14 protein-coding genes and 1 pseudogene are annotated in these 14,016 nt (G+C 74.8%); 7 read left to right on the top strand and 8 right to left on the bottom strand.

Annotation, left to right across the window (positions count from 1 at the left end):
• Positions 1 to 25 precede the first annotated feature (25 nt).
• From C4T42_RS09175 to C4T42_RS09185, 3 genes are all read left to right on the top strand, one after another.
• A complete protein-coding gene (locus C4T42_RS09175; protein WP_103985065.1) occupies positions 26 to 517 on the top strand; it encodes a DoxX family protein in 492 nt (163 codons plus the stop codon).
• Between the two features lie 126 nt (positions 518 to 643).
• On the top strand, positions 644 to 826 hold the full coding sequence (locus tag C4T42_RS09180) for a hypothetical protein (protein WP_026604943.1): 183 nt from the start codon (positions 644 to 646) through the stop codon (positions 824 to 826).
• Positions 827 to 942: 116 nt separating this feature from the next.
• Positions 943 to 1,488, top strand: a complete 546-nt coding sequence (locus C4T42_RS09185; RefSeq protein WP_042672733.1) for a ferritin-like domain-containing protein — start codon at positions 943 to 945, stop codon at positions 1,486 to 1,488.
• Positions 1,489 to 1,566: 78 nt separating this feature from the next.
• On the opposite strand, the gene C4T42_RS09190 is transcribed toward C4T42_RS09185, so the two are convergent.
• The 6 genes from C4T42_RS09190 to C4T42_RS09215 all read right to left on the bottom strand — a co-directional run bounded on the left by C4T42_RS09190 (position 1,567) and on the right by C4T42_RS09215 (position 6,186).
• Positions 1,567 to 1,896: a hypothetical protein gene (locus tag C4T42_RS09190; RefSeq protein WP_020093301.1), complete on the bottom strand. Its 330-nt coding sequence runs from the start codon at positions 1,894 to 1,896 to the stop codon at positions 1,567 to 1,569.
• Positions 1,897 to 2,029: 133 nt separating this feature from the next.
• Positions 2,030 to 2,407 (bottom strand): hypothetical protein, encoded by a 378-nt coding sequence (locus C4T42_RS09195; RefSeq protein WP_103985017.1) that lies wholly within the window; start codon positions 2,405 to 2,407, stop codon positions 2,030 to 2,032.
• A 140-nt stretch (positions 2,408 to 2,547) separates the two neighbouring features.
• Complete coding sequence (mazG, locus tag C4T42_RS09200) at positions 2,548 to 3,465, bottom strand: nucleoside triphosphate pyrophosphohydrolase (protein WP_103985018.1); 918 nt, start codon at positions 3,463 to 3,465, stop codon at positions 2,548 to 2,550.
• Between the two features lie 85 nt (positions 3,466 to 3,550).
• Positions 3,551 to 3,787, bottom strand: a complete 237-nt coding sequence (locus C4T42_RS09205) for a hypothetical protein (RefSeq protein WP_020093304.1) — start codon at positions 3,785 to 3,787, stop codon at positions 3,551 to 3,553.
• A gap of 127 nt (positions 3,788 to 3,914) precedes the next feature.
• Positions 3,915 to 4,160, bottom strand: coding sequence for a hypothetical protein (locus tag C4T42_RS09210; RefSeq protein WP_042672728.1), 246 nt, complete (start codon positions 4,158 to 4,160; stop codon positions 3,915 to 3,917).
• Positions 4,161 to 4,290: 130 nt separating this feature from the next.
• Positions 4,291 to 6,186, bottom strand: a complete 1,896-nt coding sequence (locus C4T42_RS09215; protein ID WP_103985019.1) for a glycosyltransferase family 2 protein — start codon at positions 6,184 to 6,186, stop codon at positions 4,291 to 4,293.
• A gap of 45 nt (positions 6,187 to 6,231) precedes the next feature.
• On the opposite strand from C4T42_RS09215, the gene C4T42_RS09220 reads away from it, so the two are divergent.
• From C4T42_RS09220 to C4T42_RS09235, 4 genes and pseudogenes are all read left to right on the top strand, one after another.
• A complete protein-coding gene (locus C4T42_RS09220) occupies positions 6,232 to 7,209 on the top strand; it encodes a transporter substrate-binding domain-containing protein (RefSeq protein WP_091677468.1) in 978 nt (325 codons plus the stop codon).
• 72 nt (positions 7,210 to 7,281) lie between these two features.
• Positions 7,282 to 7,495: pseudogene (locus tag C4T42_RS32370) on the top strand (hypothetical protein); the annotation flags it as partial.
• A gap of 396 nt (positions 7,496 to 7,891) precedes the next feature.
• Complete coding sequence (locus C4T42_RS09230; RefSeq protein ID WP_103985020.1) at positions 7,892 to 9,598, top strand: lysine--tRNA ligase; 1,707 nt, start codon at positions 7,892 to 7,894, stop codon at positions 9,596 to 9,598.
• A gap of 7 nt (positions 9,599 to 9,605) precedes the next feature.
• Positions 9,606 to 10,217: a pyridoxamine 5'-phosphate oxidase family protein gene (locus tag C4T42_RS09235; RefSeq protein ID WP_091677465.1), complete on the top strand. Its 612-nt coding sequence runs from the start codon at positions 9,606 to 9,608 to the stop codon at positions 10,215 to 10,217.
• Between the two features lie 123 nt (positions 10,218 to 10,340).
• Here the strand turns inward: C4T42_RS09235 and C4T42_RS09240 are convergent, their stop codons facing one another.
• Together C4T42_RS09240 and C4T42_RS09245 are read right to left on the bottom strand one after the other, a co-directional pair.
• On the bottom strand, positions 10,341 to 11,240 hold the full coding sequence (locus C4T42_RS09240; protein ID WP_042672736.1) for a transglutaminase family protein: 900 nt from the start codon (positions 11,238 to 11,240) through the stop codon (positions 10,341 to 10,343).
• A 115-nt stretch (positions 11,241 to 11,355) separates the two neighbouring features.
• Entirely contained in the window at positions 11,356 to 13,893 is a 2,538-nt protein-coding gene (locus tag C4T42_RS09245; RefSeq protein WP_103985021.1) for a circularly permuted type 2 ATP-grasp protein, read from the bottom strand.
• Positions 13,894 to 14,016 lie beyond the last annotated feature (123 nt).

Genomic DNA, 14,016 nt, shown 5'->3' on the forward strand with positions numbered 1-14,016 from the left:
GATCGAGGGAGCGATCGAGGCGTCAATCGAGACTTGGCGGCGCCGGCTGCGCTACGCGCTCGCGGCGATCTACGGGTTCATCGGCGTGGTCCACCTCGTGGCGACCGACGCGATGCTGCCGCTCATGCCCGACTGGGTGCCGCAGCCGCGGCTCGTCATCCTGGCGACCGGCCTGTGCGAGATCGCGGGCGCGGTCGGCCTCCTCACCGGGCGGTTCCGCCGGGCGGCCGCGCTCGGCCTCGCCCTCTACGCGGTCTGCGTCTACCCGGCGAACCTCAAGCACGCGTTCGAGCACGTCCACGTCGAGGGCATCCCGGATTCCTGGTGGTACCACGGGCCGCGGCTCGCGTTTCAGCCGGTCTTCGTCTGGGCGGCGCTCTGGGCCAGCGGCCTGATCGACTGGCCGTTCGGCGGCCGCCGCGGGTCCGGACAGGGCGCGACCGAGATCTCCGGTGATCCGGCACGGCCGCCGAAAGGTCCGAATCCCGACGCGCCGGCAACCATCCGCGAACCTTGATCACAGGATCCCGGGATCCCCGGATCCCGGCAAGCTTTGATCCCAGGATCCTGGCCGATCGACCGGCCGGAAGCCGCCGCGCGGGCCGGAAGACCGGTCGGCCCGGCGGCGATACGGGCGGACGACATGCCGAAGCGCCGCGACCCGGGCCGATCGCCCCCGCCTCCGCCGGACGCGGTGCCGGAGACCGTGCCGGACCGCGACGCGGTGGAGCGCGCCCTGGAAACGGTCCTCGACCGCCTGCGCCCGAAGCCGGGCGGCGCGCCGCGGGGCAGCCGGAAGCCGCGCCCGGACGGGGCGGGCGGCTGAGCCCCGAAAGGTTCCTCCACAGGGCGAAGATATCGCCCGGATACGGCCGGCCGGACCGGAGTTCCCCGGAGGACGCCGCCGAACACGGCGCGTGGACCCCAGCGGAGACAGACCGAATGGCCAAGCAGAAGACGCTGCAGGACGCCTTCTACGAGACCCTGAAGGACGTCTACTACGCCGAGAAGCAGTCGGTGAAAGCCCTCAAGAAATCCGCCAAGGCGGCGGAGCACGACGAGCTGCGCCAGGCCTTCGAGACCCACGCCGAGGAGAGCGCACAGCAGGTGGAGCGCCTGACGCAGGTCTTCGAGATCATCGGCAAGCCGGCCCGGGCCAAGACCTGCGAGGCGATGCAGGGCATCGTCTCGGAGATGGAGGAGGATCTCGACGACTTCGCCGACAGCCCGGCCGCCGACGCGGTGCTGGCCGCCTGCGCCCAGGCGGTGGAGCACTACGAGATCGCCCGCTACGGCACCCTGAAGACCTGGGCGGCCCAGCTCGGCTACGCGGACGCCGCCCAGCTCCTGGACGAGACCCTGCAGGAGGAGAAGCGGACCGACGCGCTGCTCTCGAAGATCGCCGAGTCGATCAACGCCGCGGGCGAGCCCGGCGGGGCGGAGCCGGACGCGGAGCCGTCGAAGGGCCGGGGGAAGAAGGCCGCCTGACCGCGCACCGGCCGCGCGGGCGGGCCGGCGCCCCCGGGCGCCGGTTCGCCGCCGCCCCGCGGGCGCGTCAGTTCGCCGTCAGTTCGTCTTCTCGATGGCGCTCAGCGGCGTCCAGTAGCAGCGATCCTGCGTGTCCTTCAGGGCGAGGCAGCCGTAGCTCATCGTCCGGGACTCGAGCCGGACCTCCTCGCCGGGCTTGAACGACCGGCACTCGCCGCTGGCGAGGCTGCCCTGCAGCAGCTGGCCGAACCCGGACTCGTCGCCCGCCATGACCAGCTTGAACAGGCGGTCCGTGACCTCCTGGGTGTGGCACCCGAACCGCTCCTGGAGGATGGTCTCGGCCGCGGCCGGCCGGGACAGAGCGGCGGTGACGGCGAGGACGGCGAGGGCGGGCAGGGCGAAGCGCATGCGCGGAACATATCCGCGCGCCGCGACGTGTCGAGCCCTCGCCGCGCGGGGGCGCCGCGGAGGTCGCCGCGAAGGGAGCCGCGAAGGCCGCCGGCCCGGTCGGGCGGCGCGTCCGGGCGAGGGCCGATCCGCGCTACCCGGCGACGGGCCTGACCACGACGTCCTCGGCGTAGACGAGGGTTGCCATGACACCGGACCGGATCCGATCGAAGACCGCGTCGAGATCCCCGACGCTCTGCATCAGCACGGCGCACGAGAGGGCGACGATCTGCGGGGTGCGCTCCGTCCCTTCGGCGAGGAACTCGCGGATCGCGTCGACGAGGTACGCGGTGGCGTCCGCCTCCGCGGAGACGTCGAGGACGTGCAGGTAATCCTGCCGCAGGGACACGAGATCGCCGTCCACGACCGAGACCCATTGCCGGTCGTGATCGTAGATGAGCCAGCGCACCGACCCCGCCGCCACGGGGGCCAGTCCCGCGAGGTAGCGCCGAGCGGCCGCGTCGTCGAACATGGCACGGGTTTATCGCCCGCCCGCCGGAACGCCAACGCGTCGGATCACCGTTTCGGAGCCCGACGGATCCGCCGCGACGAGCCGGCATCTCGGGCCGCGAGCGAGCGGGCAGGGCGGGGCGGGGCGGCCTGACAGCGCCGCTACGCCTGTCCCGCCGCCTCGTCGCGCTTGGCCGCCTGCCACGCCGCCTCCATGGCGGCGAGGTCGGAGCGGCCGAGGGCGCCCCCGGACGCCGCGAGATACCGCGCCATGGCGGCGAAGCGCCGCTCGAACTTGGCGGTGCCGTCGCGCAGGGCGGTCTCCGGGTCGATCCCGGCGTGCCGCGCGAGGTTCGCCACCGAGAACAGGAGGTCGCCGATCTCCTCGGACAGGGCCTCCGGGTCGCCCGCCGCCAGGGCCTCGGCGACCTCGTCGGTCTCCTCGCGGACCTTGTCGACGACCTGGGCGGCGTCGTCCCAGTCGAAGCCGTAGGCGGCCGCCCGCCGGGAGATCTTCTCCGCCCGGGCGAGGGCCGGCAGCGCCCGCGCGACGCCGCCGAGGGGGTCGGGCGCCGGGTCCGGCGCGAGCCCCGCGTCCCGCCGCTCCGCCTGCCGGGCCGCCCGCTCCTGCGCCTTGATCGCCGCCCACTGGGCCTCGACCGCCGCGGGGTCGCGCAGGGGCGAGCCGGCAGGCAGGGGCGCGCCGTCCGGGGTGAAGACGTGGGGGTGGCGCCGGACCAGCTTGTCGCCGATGGCGCGGGCCACGTCGTCGAACGCGAAGGCGCCCCGCTCCTCGGCCATGCGGGCGTGGAACACCACCTGGAGCAGCAGGTCGCCGAGCTCGTCGCGCAGGTCGCCGAGGTCCCCCCGCGCCACCGCGTCGGCGACCTCGTAGGCCTCCTCGATCGTGTAAGGCACGATGGTGGCGAAGCTCTGCGCCACGTCCCAGGGGCAGCCGGCGACGGGATCGCGCAGGGTCGCCATCAGGCGCAGGAGCCGGCCCAGGGGCGCCTCCGCGGCGGGCTCGGCGTCCCGCCCCCCGCTCGCCCCGGACCGGCCCGCGTCGCGTGTCTCGCTCATGCGGACGGGGTTAGCGCACGGCGCGGCGCAGGGAAATGCGTGTCGCGGATCGCCGGTCCTCAGCGCCGGTCCTCAGCGCCGGGCCTCAGACCCGGCTCGGGTCGCGCTCGCGCACCTGCTCGGCCTGCAGGCCGTTCAGGTAGCCGGTGAGGCGGCCGCTGACCGCCGGGTCGGCGCACTGCACCCAGAGCGGCGCCGGGAGGGCGCGGACGGGCAGGCGCAGCAGGAAGGCCTCGGCCGAGAGGGCCGCCTCCCGCTCGGAGGCGGCGGCCAGGAGGCGCGCCCCCGCCTGCGTGCCGATCAGGATCGCGATCGTGCTCATGGCAGCTCTCCCGGCAGCTCGCTCGGCCGCGCTCTCGGCCTCTCCGGGCCGCGCCCGTGCGGGACAACGGCGCGCGGGCCGCGGGCGTTGCACGGCGCGCCGATCCGCGCGGGTTCCGTCAAGGCCCTTAGCTCGTCGGCCGGACGCAGAGCGGCTCCCGGGCCAGCGCCAGGGTGAACGACCACAGGATCCGGCCGAGGGAATCGGTCAGCACCGCCCCGGTCAGGAGCATGTTGGCGGCGGTCCGGCACAGGTCGCGGGCGCGGCGGATCGCCGCCTCCGCGTCGTCCGCCTCCAGGCGGTCGCTGGCGAAGGCGAGGCCGCAGCGGCCGTCCGCGTGCTCGAGGGTGCGTCGGAGGTGATAGGCCGGCATCGCTTGGACCACCGCGAGGCGAATCACCGGCCGCCCGCGGCGCGGGCGGGAGCCGGCTGGCCAAGCTAGCGGCCCGGCGCGGGCCCGCGACTGATCCAGATCAAGCCGACGCGCATCCGCTGCCGCCCGGTCACGTCCCGGTGTCGCAGGCTGTCGCAGGGTACGCCCGCCGCCGGCGGCCGCTGCGGGAGGTCCGCGCGAGGCCGTGCCGGGTCTTGTTCCAGCGCAGCGGCGCCCGGACCAGCTCGATCAGCGCCAGCCACGCGGCGAGGCTGACCAGCAGGAAGTAGACCGGCATCCACGGGACCGACCGGGCGAGGTCCCCCCAGCCGCGCCGGGCGCAGCCGACGAGGGCGGGCAGGACCAGGGCGGCGAGTCCCGTCCCGAACAGCGTGATGGCGAGCCCCGTGGAGAGGTTGTCCAGGAAGACGGGGGCGGCCGGGATGTCCCGGACCAGGAAGGACCACGCCGCCGCGGCGAGGCAGGCCGGGTAGGCCAGCGCCGAGACCACCGTCCCGGGGACCAGGGCGGCGGCGCAGAGCGTCTCCAGGCCGCCGAGCCTGCGGGCGTTGGCCAGCGGGTGCCGCCCGTGGGTGAGGCTCGTCTGGACCAGGCCCTTCAGCCAGCGGGTGCGCTGGCCGAGCCAGGGCCCGAGGCGGGCCGGCGCCTCCTCGAAGGTCGGGCTGGGCAGGTCGCCGACGGTGTAGCCCGCCAGCGCGAGGCGCAGGCCGAGATCCGCGTCTTCGGTGACGTTGTGGGCGTCCCAGCCGTGCAGAGCCCGCACCACGTCGGTGCGCAGGTGCATCGAGGTGCCGCCCAGCGGGACCGGCAGGCCGCAGCGGGCGAAGGCCGGGTTCAGCACGTCGAACAGCCCGGCATATTCGAGGGCGAAGGCGCGGGCGAGGCGCGAATCGCCGGCATTGTCGATCACGAGCCGCCCCTGGAGGCAGGCGGTCCGCGCGGGCAGGCGCGCGAACAGGGCGGCCGCCAGCCGCAGCTGGCCGGGATCGGGCACGTCCTCGGCGTCGTAGACCGTGATCAGGGTGCCGCGAGCCAGCGGCAGCGCGGCGTTGAGCGCCCGAGGCTTGGTGCGCGGGCCGCCCGGCGGCACCGTGATCACCTCGAACCGGGCCGGGAGGGTGTCGCGGGGGAGGGCCGCGGCGGTCTCCGCGTCGTCCGCCTCGAGCAGCAGTTTGATGTCGAGCTTGGCGGCCGGATAGTCGAGGGCGGAGAGCGCCCTGAGCAGGTCCGGCACCACCGCCGCCTCGCGGTGGAGGGGGACGAGGATCGTGTAGACCGGCAGGTCGGCCTCGGCGAGGGGCACCACCGCCTCCGCGGCGACCGGAGCCGCGATGGCGAGGGCCGCGATCCGCAGGGTCGCCATGGCCAGGAACAGGACCTGCCCGGCCGTCATCACCGCGCGCGCCAGCGGGGCCGGCAGCGCCGCACACAGGCAGAGCGCGGCGGTCCCGCCGAGGGCGAGGACCAGCAGCCAGCGGAAGGCCGGCTCGGGGGCGGCCGCCCACTCGGGGCCGTGCCGCCGCAGGTCGTGCGCCGCGTGATCCGCCACCTGCCCGGGCACGGACGCGAACACGGCCTCGCGCAGGCGGGTAGGGCTGGTGATCGCCGGCACGGCGGCGTGGCCAGCGGCGTGGCCAGCGGCGCGGCCGGCGGCGTCGAGGAGGTCCGCGATCGCCCGCCCGCGGGGCGCCAGGACCCAGGGCGCCACCGCGCCCGGCGCCAGCGGCGCGAGGCCGGCCACGAGGCTGTCGGGGAAGCGCAGGCCCAGGCCGAACGGGATCGGGCCGTCGAGGTAGGGGGCGCCGAGCGCCCGGGCCAGGGCCGCGTAGTAGGCCGATTCCGCGATCAGGCCGGCATTCATCAGCGCGGTCGCCGCGTCGGTCCCGGCCGCGGTCGCCGCGGCGGCGGCCCGGGCCAGCAGCCGCGCGTCGACGCCCTCGTCCAGCAGGAAGGCGATCTCCGGCGGCAGGCCCTCCGGCCCCGCGGGCGGGCGCTGGAACGACACGCCGCGCGCTCCCCCGGCGGCCCGAGGACGTGGTAGAGGAGGGGGGTGAGCCAGTCCCCGCCCCCGCGCTCCGAGAGGAGCACCGCCCCGTCCCCGTCGTCAAGAGGCGATAGGACAGCCATCCCATCCCGGATCGCGGCGGCCGCGGTCGCGGCGCTCCTCGCGGGGCCGGCCGCCGCCGCGGCGCTCCTCGCGGGGCCGGCCGCCGCCGCGGCGCCCCCGGCCGCGCCGGCCACGGGCGTCACCGCCACCCCCGCCGTCACGATCCCGGATTTCTGGAACCCGCGCAGCCGGGGCGAGCGCGTGGAGGCGCCGCAGACCGGCCGGGCGGTCCGCTTCCTCACGGACGACGAGTTCCCGCCGCTGCACTTCGCCGGCCCCGACGGCAACCCGACGGGCTTCGTGGTCGAGCTCGCCCGGGCGGTCTGCGAGAAGCTGACGATCACCTGCACGGTGCAGGCGCGCCGCTTCGACACCCTGCTCGACGCCCTCGACGGCAAGCAGGGCGACGTGGTCGCGGCCGCCATCCCGCTGACCGCGTCCCTGCGGTCGCGATTCCTGGCGACGCGGCCGTATTTCCGCTGGCCGGCGCGCTTCGCGGCCCGGGCCGACAAGGGCCTGCCGGTCCCCTCCGCGGCGGCGCTCGCCGGCCGCAGCGTCGGGGTCATCGCCGGCAGCGCCCACGCGGCCTACCTCAAGGCGTTCTTCCCGAAGGCCGTGCCGAAGGACTTCACCGATCTCACGGCGGCCGAGAGCGCGCTCAAGCGCGGCGAGATCGACTACCTGTTCGCCGACGGCCTCAACCTCGCCCTGTTCGTCGGCGGCCAGGACGCGGAGAGTTGCTGCGCGCTCACCGGCGGCGACTACCTCGAGAACCGCTATTTCGGGGAGGGGATCGGCCTGATCACCCGCCAGGAGGACGCCGCCCTCTCCCGGGCGCTGGACGACGCGCTCCAGCGGGTCTGGGACGACGGCAAGTACACCGAGCTGTACCTGCGGTTCTTCCCCGTCAGCCCGTTCTGAGGGCTTTCGTCGCCACCAGGAATGGGTATCCTGCTGCCGGCTTCGGTTGTCGGACGGCACGCGGACGGCACCGTGGCGGATCTGCTCGAGCAGGGGGTGGCGAAGGCGCGACCCGTCCCCGGACCCTCAGGACGAGAGCGCCCGGCTCATGCTGGCCTTCGCGGGGGACGAGGCCCCGGTTTACCGGTTCACCCCGGAGGAAGAGGCGGAACTCGACGAATCCGGGGCCGCCGAGGCGCGCGGCGATCGCGCCACCGATGCGGAGATCCGCGCCATCTGGGCCAAGATTCGGCGCCGAGAGCCTGTTCGACTCGGGACTTCCCCTCCTCGCCCTCATCCTGAGGTGCCGCGCAGCGGCCTCGAAGGAGAGCTCCAGCCAGCGCAGCGGTCACTGGAGGGCTCCTTCGAGGCCTCCGCTGCGCTGCGGCACCTCAGGATGAGGGCGAGATTCGGAGATCCGGGATTCGCGATTCGGCCTGGCACGCGTAGGAAGCCGAGCGGATCGGGCGTGCGTCTGCCAAGCCGAAACCGGCCCACGCTGTCATAGGCCGCACGCACAGGCCTCACGCGCGAGCCCGCGATGGAACCCCGCATTGCACCTCCGGGCGTTCCGCTCCGATGCGAACCGCTCTAGGGTGCGCGCTCCCCAACGCGTTCAGCCCTGAAGATCGTCTCCAACGACATGCCCGCCGCTCCCCCAGCCCTGACCCTCGACGCCGACGTGATCGAGGCCGCCGCCAACGCCGCCGCCTGGCCCTTCGAGGAGGCGCGCAAGCTCGTGGCGCGGCTGGAGAAATCCGGCAAGACCGAGGTGCTGTTCGAGACCGGCTACGGCCCGTCGGGCCTGCCGCATATCGGCACGTTCGGCGAGGTCGCCCGCACCTCCATGGTGCGCCACGCCTTCCGGGTGCTCACCCGCGACGCGGTGCCGACCCGGCTGATCGCCTTCTCGGACGACATGGACGGGCTGCGCAAGGTTCCCGACAACGTCCCGAACCGGGAGATGCTGGCCGCGCACCTCAACCAGCCGCTCACCCGCGTGCCGGACCCGTTCGGCACCCACGACAGCTTCGGCGCGCACAACAACGCCGAGTTGCGCCGCTTCCTCGACGCCTTCGGCTTCAGTTACGAGTTCCGCTCGGCGACCGAGTGCTACCGCGCGGGCGTGTTCGACGCGACGCTGCTGCGCGTGCTGGAGCGCTACGATTCCGTGATGGAGATCATGCTGCCGTCGCTGCGGGCCGAGCGCTCGGCGAGCTACTCGCCGTTCCTGCCGCTCCACCCGGTCACCGGCCACGTGATGCAGGTGCCGATCGACAAGGTGAGGGCGGAGAGCGGCACGATCGTGTGGCGCGATCCCGCCACGGGCGAGCGCTACGAGACTCCGGTGACCGGCGGCCACGCCAAGCTGCAGTGGAAGCCCGACTGGGCGATGCGCTGGGTGGCGCTCGGCGTCGATTACGAGATGGCCGGCAAGGACCTGATCGATTCGGTCAAGCTCTCGGCCAAGATCGCCCGGGCGCTCGGCGGCGAGCCGCCGGAGGGCTTCAACTACGAGCTGTTCCTCGACGAGAAGGGCCAGAAGATCTCCAAGTCGAAGGGCAACGGCCTGACGATTGACGCGTGGCTCACCTACGGCACGCCGGAATCGCTCGCCCTGTTCATGTACAACAAGCCGCGCGAGGCCAAGCGCCTGTTCTTCGACGTGATCCCCCGGCACGTCGACGAGTATATCGGCTTCCTCGACCGCTACGCCGGCCAGGACGCGAAGCTGCGGCTGGGCAACCCGGTCTGGCACCTCCACGCCGGCAACCCGCCGGAGCCCGAGAAGGTCGAAGGCGCGAGCCTGACCCTCGCGATGCTGCTCAACCTCGCCGCGGTGGCCAACACCGAGGACCCGGCGGTGCTGTGGGGCTTCATCCGCCGCTACGCGCCGCAGACCGGGCCGGAGACCCATCCGGGCCTCGACCGGCTGGTGAAGCACGCCCTGAAGTTCTTCTCGGACTTCGTGCGGCCGGCCAAGACCTACCGGGCGCCGACGCCCGAGGAGCGGGCCGCCCTGGAGGACCTGTCGGAGACGCTCGGGGACCATGCCGGCTCGACCGACCCGGAGGCCCTGCAGGCGGCGGTCTACGAGGTCGGCCGGCGCCACTTCCCCGACACGTCCGGCAAGGCCAAGAGCCCGGACGGGCGGCCCGGCGTGTCGCAGGCGTGGTTCACGAGCCTCTACAACGTGCTGTTCGGCGAGGCGCGCGGACCCCGGTTCGGCTCCTTCGTGGCCCTCTACGGCGTCGACGAGACCCGGGGCCTGATCGCCTCGGCGCTGTCGGGGGCGCTGGTCGCCGAGCACGAAGCCTTCGCGGCCGGCAAGGCCGCCCCGGTCGCGTGAGGGCGCAATGATCGTCGACGAGCTCGCCGCGCTGGAGGCGCTCTACAGCGCGCCCCTGGCACCCGCCTCGACGGTGAAGGTGGCGGCCGCGATCACGCCGGACTACGCGGCGCTGATCGCGGCCTCGCCCTTCGCGGTGCTGGCGACCGCCGGTCCCGAGGGGCTCGATTGCAGCCCGCGCGGGGACCGGCCGGGCTTCGTGCGGGTCGCCGACCCGCGCACGCTGATCCTGCCCGACCGGCGGGGCAACAACCGGATCGACTCGCTCCGCAACGTCGTGCGCGACCCGCGGGTGGCGCTGCTGTTCCTGATCCCGGGATCCGGCACGACGCTGCGGGTGAACGGCCGGGCGGTGATCTCGGCCGACCCGGACCTGCTCGCCTCGTTCCGGGTCGACGGCCACGCGCCGCGCACCGCCCTCGTGATCACCGTCGCGGAGGTGTACTTCCAGTGCGCCCGGGCGATCATCCGGGCCGGGCTGTGGGATCCGGAAGCCCGCGTCGACCCGGGAAGCCTGCCGACGCCGGGGGCGATCCTGGCGGCGCTGACCGCGGGCGAGGTCGGCGGCCAGCGCTACGACGCGGAATGGCCGGAGCGGGCGGCCAAGTCGATGTGGTGAGGGTGGCGTCCGCGACATCCCCGTCCTTGCGGGCGGAGCGGAGCGATCCGGTGTCGCGCCACCTTCGGGGATGTCGCGCCGCCCTGGGTCGCTTCGCTGCGCTCGCGATGACGGAGCGTCACCTCACCCCACCAGCGCGAGATCCCGCGTCTCGGTGTCGGGGATGACGTCGACCTCGACCTTGAGGCGCTGCTTGCCCGAGCCGCTGACGATGCCGTCGACCGGCGCCACGTCGCCGTAATCGCGGCCGCGGGCGACCACGATGTGGTCGTCCCGGACCGCGACGCCGTTGGTCGGGTCGAGGCCGAGCCAGCCGGCGCCGCACCAGACCGCCACCCAGGCGTGGCTCGCATCCGCCCCGCGCAGGCGCGGCCGGCCGGGCGGCGGCACCGTGCGCAGGTAGCCGCTGACATAGGCCGCGGGCAGGCCCATGCCGCGCAGGGCCGCGATCATCACGTGGGCGAAGTCCTGGCAGACCCCGGCCCGGAGCGCGAAGGAGTCGGCGAGCGGCGTCGAGACGGTGGTGGCCTTGGAATCGAAGCGGAAATCCCGGCCGATCCGCAGCATCAGGTCGTGGGCCGCCCCGAAGGCGCTGCGGCCCGCGGCGAAGCTCGGCCGCGCGTAGTCGGTGATCGCGGGCAGCAGCGGCACCCGGCTGCTCGGGAACAGGAAGTGCACCGGCGCCCGGCCGCCGAGGTCGCGCCCGGCGAGAACGGCGTCGCGGACCCGCTCCCAGGGCATCCCGGATTCGGGCGGCGGCGGGGCCGGGCGCTCGACCCGCACGGTGGAGAGCGCCTCGACGCTGAAGGTGGTGTGGGGCGTCTCCAGGGTGATCGCCACCGCGTCGATCCCGAGATAGTCGCGCCGCATCACCGCGCGGGCGGGGCTCGGGTCGATCGTGACCGCGCTCGCCAGCACGCTCTGGCCCTCGCAATCCTGCGGCTTGAGCCGCAGGGTGCAGCGGGCGAAGTGCACCGGCCGGCCGTAGCGGTAGGCGGTGCGGTGGCGCAGCGTGTAGATCATCCCGGCCACCGCCCATCGCGACGTCCGTCGCCTGCGGTCGCCGGCAAGCGCGAAGACGCGCCGCAGCCCGTGCTGCGGATCGTCCTTGAGGCGGCAGCGTCAAGGACACACAGCATCAAGCCAGCCCCGTCAGCTTCTCGGGGCGCAGCGCGTTCGGCCCGGTGGGGAAATAGCGGGCCGCGATGCCGTCGGCGAGGCGCTCGAGGTCGGTCGCGAGCGCGGTCAGGCGCACGGCGTCGAAATCCGCGGCCTCGCCGCTGCGCAACTCCGCCAGGATCCGGGTCGCGAGGCGGCAATGGGGCTCGGGGATCCCGTCCGCGGCGAGCGCCGGCAGGTCGGCGAGGTGCCGCGTGATCGCCTCCGCCTGGAAGGCGATCGAGCGCGGGTTGTAGGGGTCGAGCAGCACCATGTCGCGCACGGGGTCGAGGGCCGCCCCCTGCAGGTAGCGCCGCCCGTAGCTGATCTGCGAATCGCACAGGGACAGCATCACCCCGAGGCAGCCGGGGGTCGCCTCGTCGTTGGCGAAGGCCAGCGCGAAGGCGCCGGTGTTGATCGCCCGCTCGATCCGCCGCCCGAGCTCGATGAAGTGCCAGCCCTCGGCGCGGCTCATGTTCTCGTGGGTGAGGCCGGCGAGCGCCGCGAGCTGGCTCAGGGCCCGCTCGGCCCGGCCCGCGAGCTGCGACTCGGTGAAGGCCCGCTCGGTGTTGAGGGACAGGAACTCGTTCAGGTCGGCGAGCACCCGCCACGCCTCGCCCGACAGGCGGGCGCGGAGCGCGGCGGCGTTGCGGCGGGCCGCGATGACGTGGGACCGGGCCGAGCCCGGCCGGTCGCGCCCGGCCAGCGCCTCCTGGGCGAGGCGGGCGGTGGGCAGGTCGGCCGCACCGATGGCGCCCCACTCGTGCAGCAGGGCCCGGAGCGCCAGGGCCGCCGGCGTGTCGAGGGCGCCCGAGATGTCGGTCCCGACGGCGTCGCCGACGCTGCGCAGGTGGGCGAGCACCAGCCGGATCACCGCCTCGCCGCGCTCCAGGTAGCGGCCGAGCCAGAACAGGCCGTCGGCGGCCCGGGCGGGGAGGTGCCCGCCGACCCGCCGCACCCGCGGCGCCGCCTGCGTGCCGATCAGGGGCGCGGCGACCGGCTCCTCGGACAGGACCCAGACGTCGGCGGAGCGGATGCCGAGCCGCAGCTCGATCGGGTCGACGTCCTCGCGCTCCGAGACCCGGCAGAAGCCGCCGGGCATGACCTGCCAGCCGAGGGGCGTCCGCGCGGCGAAGACGCGGACCACGAAGGGGCGGGGCGTCAGGAACAGGCCGTCCGGGCCGCGCTCCCAGCCCGGCATCGTCGAGAGCGGCGCCGCCTCCTGGGCGACGTAGTCGAAGGGCCGGTCGCGCAGGGCCGCCACGACCCGCTCGCGCTCCGCCGCCAGGATCGGGCCGGCCAGGATCGCGTCGCGCCCCGCCCCGCGCTGGGGCGTGGCGGCCGGGCGCAGGATCAGGCTGTCGAGGTTGGCCCGCGCGTGCGCCAGGCCCTCGAGGTCGCCGCACCACCACGTGCGCGGATGGCCGAGCCGCAGGGGCTCGCCGAGGACGCGCCGGGCGATGCCGTCGAGGTAGGGGGCGAGGGCGGCCGACTCGACGAGCCCCGCGCCCGGCATGTTGGCCATCACCAGGGAGCCGTTGCGCAAGGCGTCGAGGATGCCGGGCACGCCGAGGCGCGAGGCCGGGTTCAGCTCCAGGGGGTCGAGGAAGTCGGCGTCGATCCGCCGCCACAGGGCGTCGGCCCGCTTCAGGCCCGAGACGGTGCGCACGTGCAGGCGCCCGTCGCGCATGACGAGGTCGTCGCCCTCCACCAGCATCAGGCCGAGGTAGCGGGCGAGCGCCGCCTGCTCGACGTAGGTGCTGCTGTAGGGGCCGGAGGTCAGCAGGCAGATGCGCGGGTCGGCGCGCTCCGCCCCCAGCGCCAGCCCGTCGCGGAACGCCTGGAAGAAGGCCGGCAGGCGCTCGACGTGGAGGTCCTGGAAGAAGTCCGGGAAGGTCCGGGCCAGGACCATGCGGTTCTCCAGCGCCCAGCCGAGGCCCGAGGGCGCCTGGGTCCGGTCGGCGAGCACCTGCCAGCGCCCGTCCGGTCCCCGGCCGAGATCGGCCGCGTAGAGCTTGAGGTAGTGGCCGCCGGGGGGCGCGACACCGTGGAGCGGGTGCAGGAACTCGGGCGTGCCGGCCACGATCGCGGCGGGGAGGAGCCCCTCGGCGACCAGCCGCCCCTCGCCGTAGGCGTCGGCGAGGATCGCCTCCATCAGCTCCGCGCGCTGGACGATGCCGGCACTCAGCGCCGCCCATTCCGGCCCCTCGATCACCAGGGGCAGGCAGCCCAGCGGCCAGGGGTGCTCGCGCTGGTCGCCGGCGATGCGGAACGAGATGCCCGCGTCCCGGATGTGCCGCTCCGCCGCGACGAACCGGGCCATGATCTCCGGCTCGGTGAGGCCGCCGAGACGGTCGAGCAGGCGCGGCCATGCCCCGCGGGGCGCGCCGTCGGGGCCCAGGAACTCGTCCGGCCGGCCGGGGGCGGGGCGGTAGCCCGCGCTCCAGCGGGCGACGCGCTCGCGCGCGCCCTCCGGCCGCTCGGCCCGGCCGCGGCTGCCCGCGAGCGCCGCCTCCATCACGGATCCCGGGTCATCGCGGCTCGCGGATCCACGCAGCGTGGACGACGACGCGGCCGCAGAACGGAGCGCGGGTCCCTCTCCCGCACGGGAGCGGGGGCGGGGGCGGGGGCGGGGGCGCGT

Origin of the sequence: Methylobacterium sp. 190mf, assembly GCF_900107945.1 — a bacterium.
Taxonomy (GTDB): domain Bacteria; phylum Pseudomonadota; class Alphaproteobacteria; order Rhizobiales; family Beijerinckiaceae; genus Methylobacterium.

Coding starts and splice junctions, on each gene's coding strand:
- C4T42_RS09180 (WP_026604943.1), top strand. CDS start 644: ATGCCGAAGCGCCGCGACCCGGGCCGATCGCCCCCGCCTCCGCCGGAC.
- C4T42_RS09185 (WP_042672733.1), top strand. CDS start 943: ATGGCCAAGCAGAAGACGCTGCAGGACGCCTTCTACGAGACCCTGAAG.
- C4T42_RS09190 (WP_020093301.1), bottom strand. CDS start 1,896: ATGCGCTTCGCCCTGCCCGCCCTCGCCGTCCTCGCCGTCACCGCCGCT.
- C4T42_RS09195 (WP_103985017.1), bottom strand. CDS start 2,407: ATGTTCGACGACGCGGCCGCTCGGCGCTACCTCGCGGGACTGGCCCCC.
- mazG (WP_103985018.1), bottom strand. CDS start 3,465: ATGAGCGAGACACGCGACGCGGGCCGGTCCGGGGCGAGCGGGGGGCGG.
- C4T42_RS09205 (WP_020093304.1), bottom strand. CDS start 3,787: ATGAGCACGATCGCGATCCTGATCGGCACGCAGGCGGGGGCGCGCCTC.
- C4T42_RS09210 (WP_042672728.1), bottom strand. CDS start 4,160: ATGCCGGCCTATCACCTCCGACGCACCCTCGAGCACGCGGACGGCCGC.
- C4T42_RS09230 (WP_103985020.1), top strand. CDS start 7,892: ATGCCCGCCGCTCCCCCAGCCCTGACCCTCGACGCCGACGTGATCGAG.
- C4T42_RS09235 (WP_091677465.1), top strand. CDS start 9,606: ATGATCGTCGACGAGCTCGCCGCGCTGGAGGCGCTCTACAGCGCGCCC.
- C4T42_RS09240 (WP_042672736.1), bottom strand. CDS start 11,240: ATGATCTACACGCTGCGCCACCGCACCGCCTACCGCTACGGCCGGCCG.
- C4T42_RS09245 (WP_103985021.1), bottom strand. CDS start 13,893: ATGGAGGCGGCGCTCGCGGGCAGCCGCGGCCGGGCCGAGCGGCCGGAG.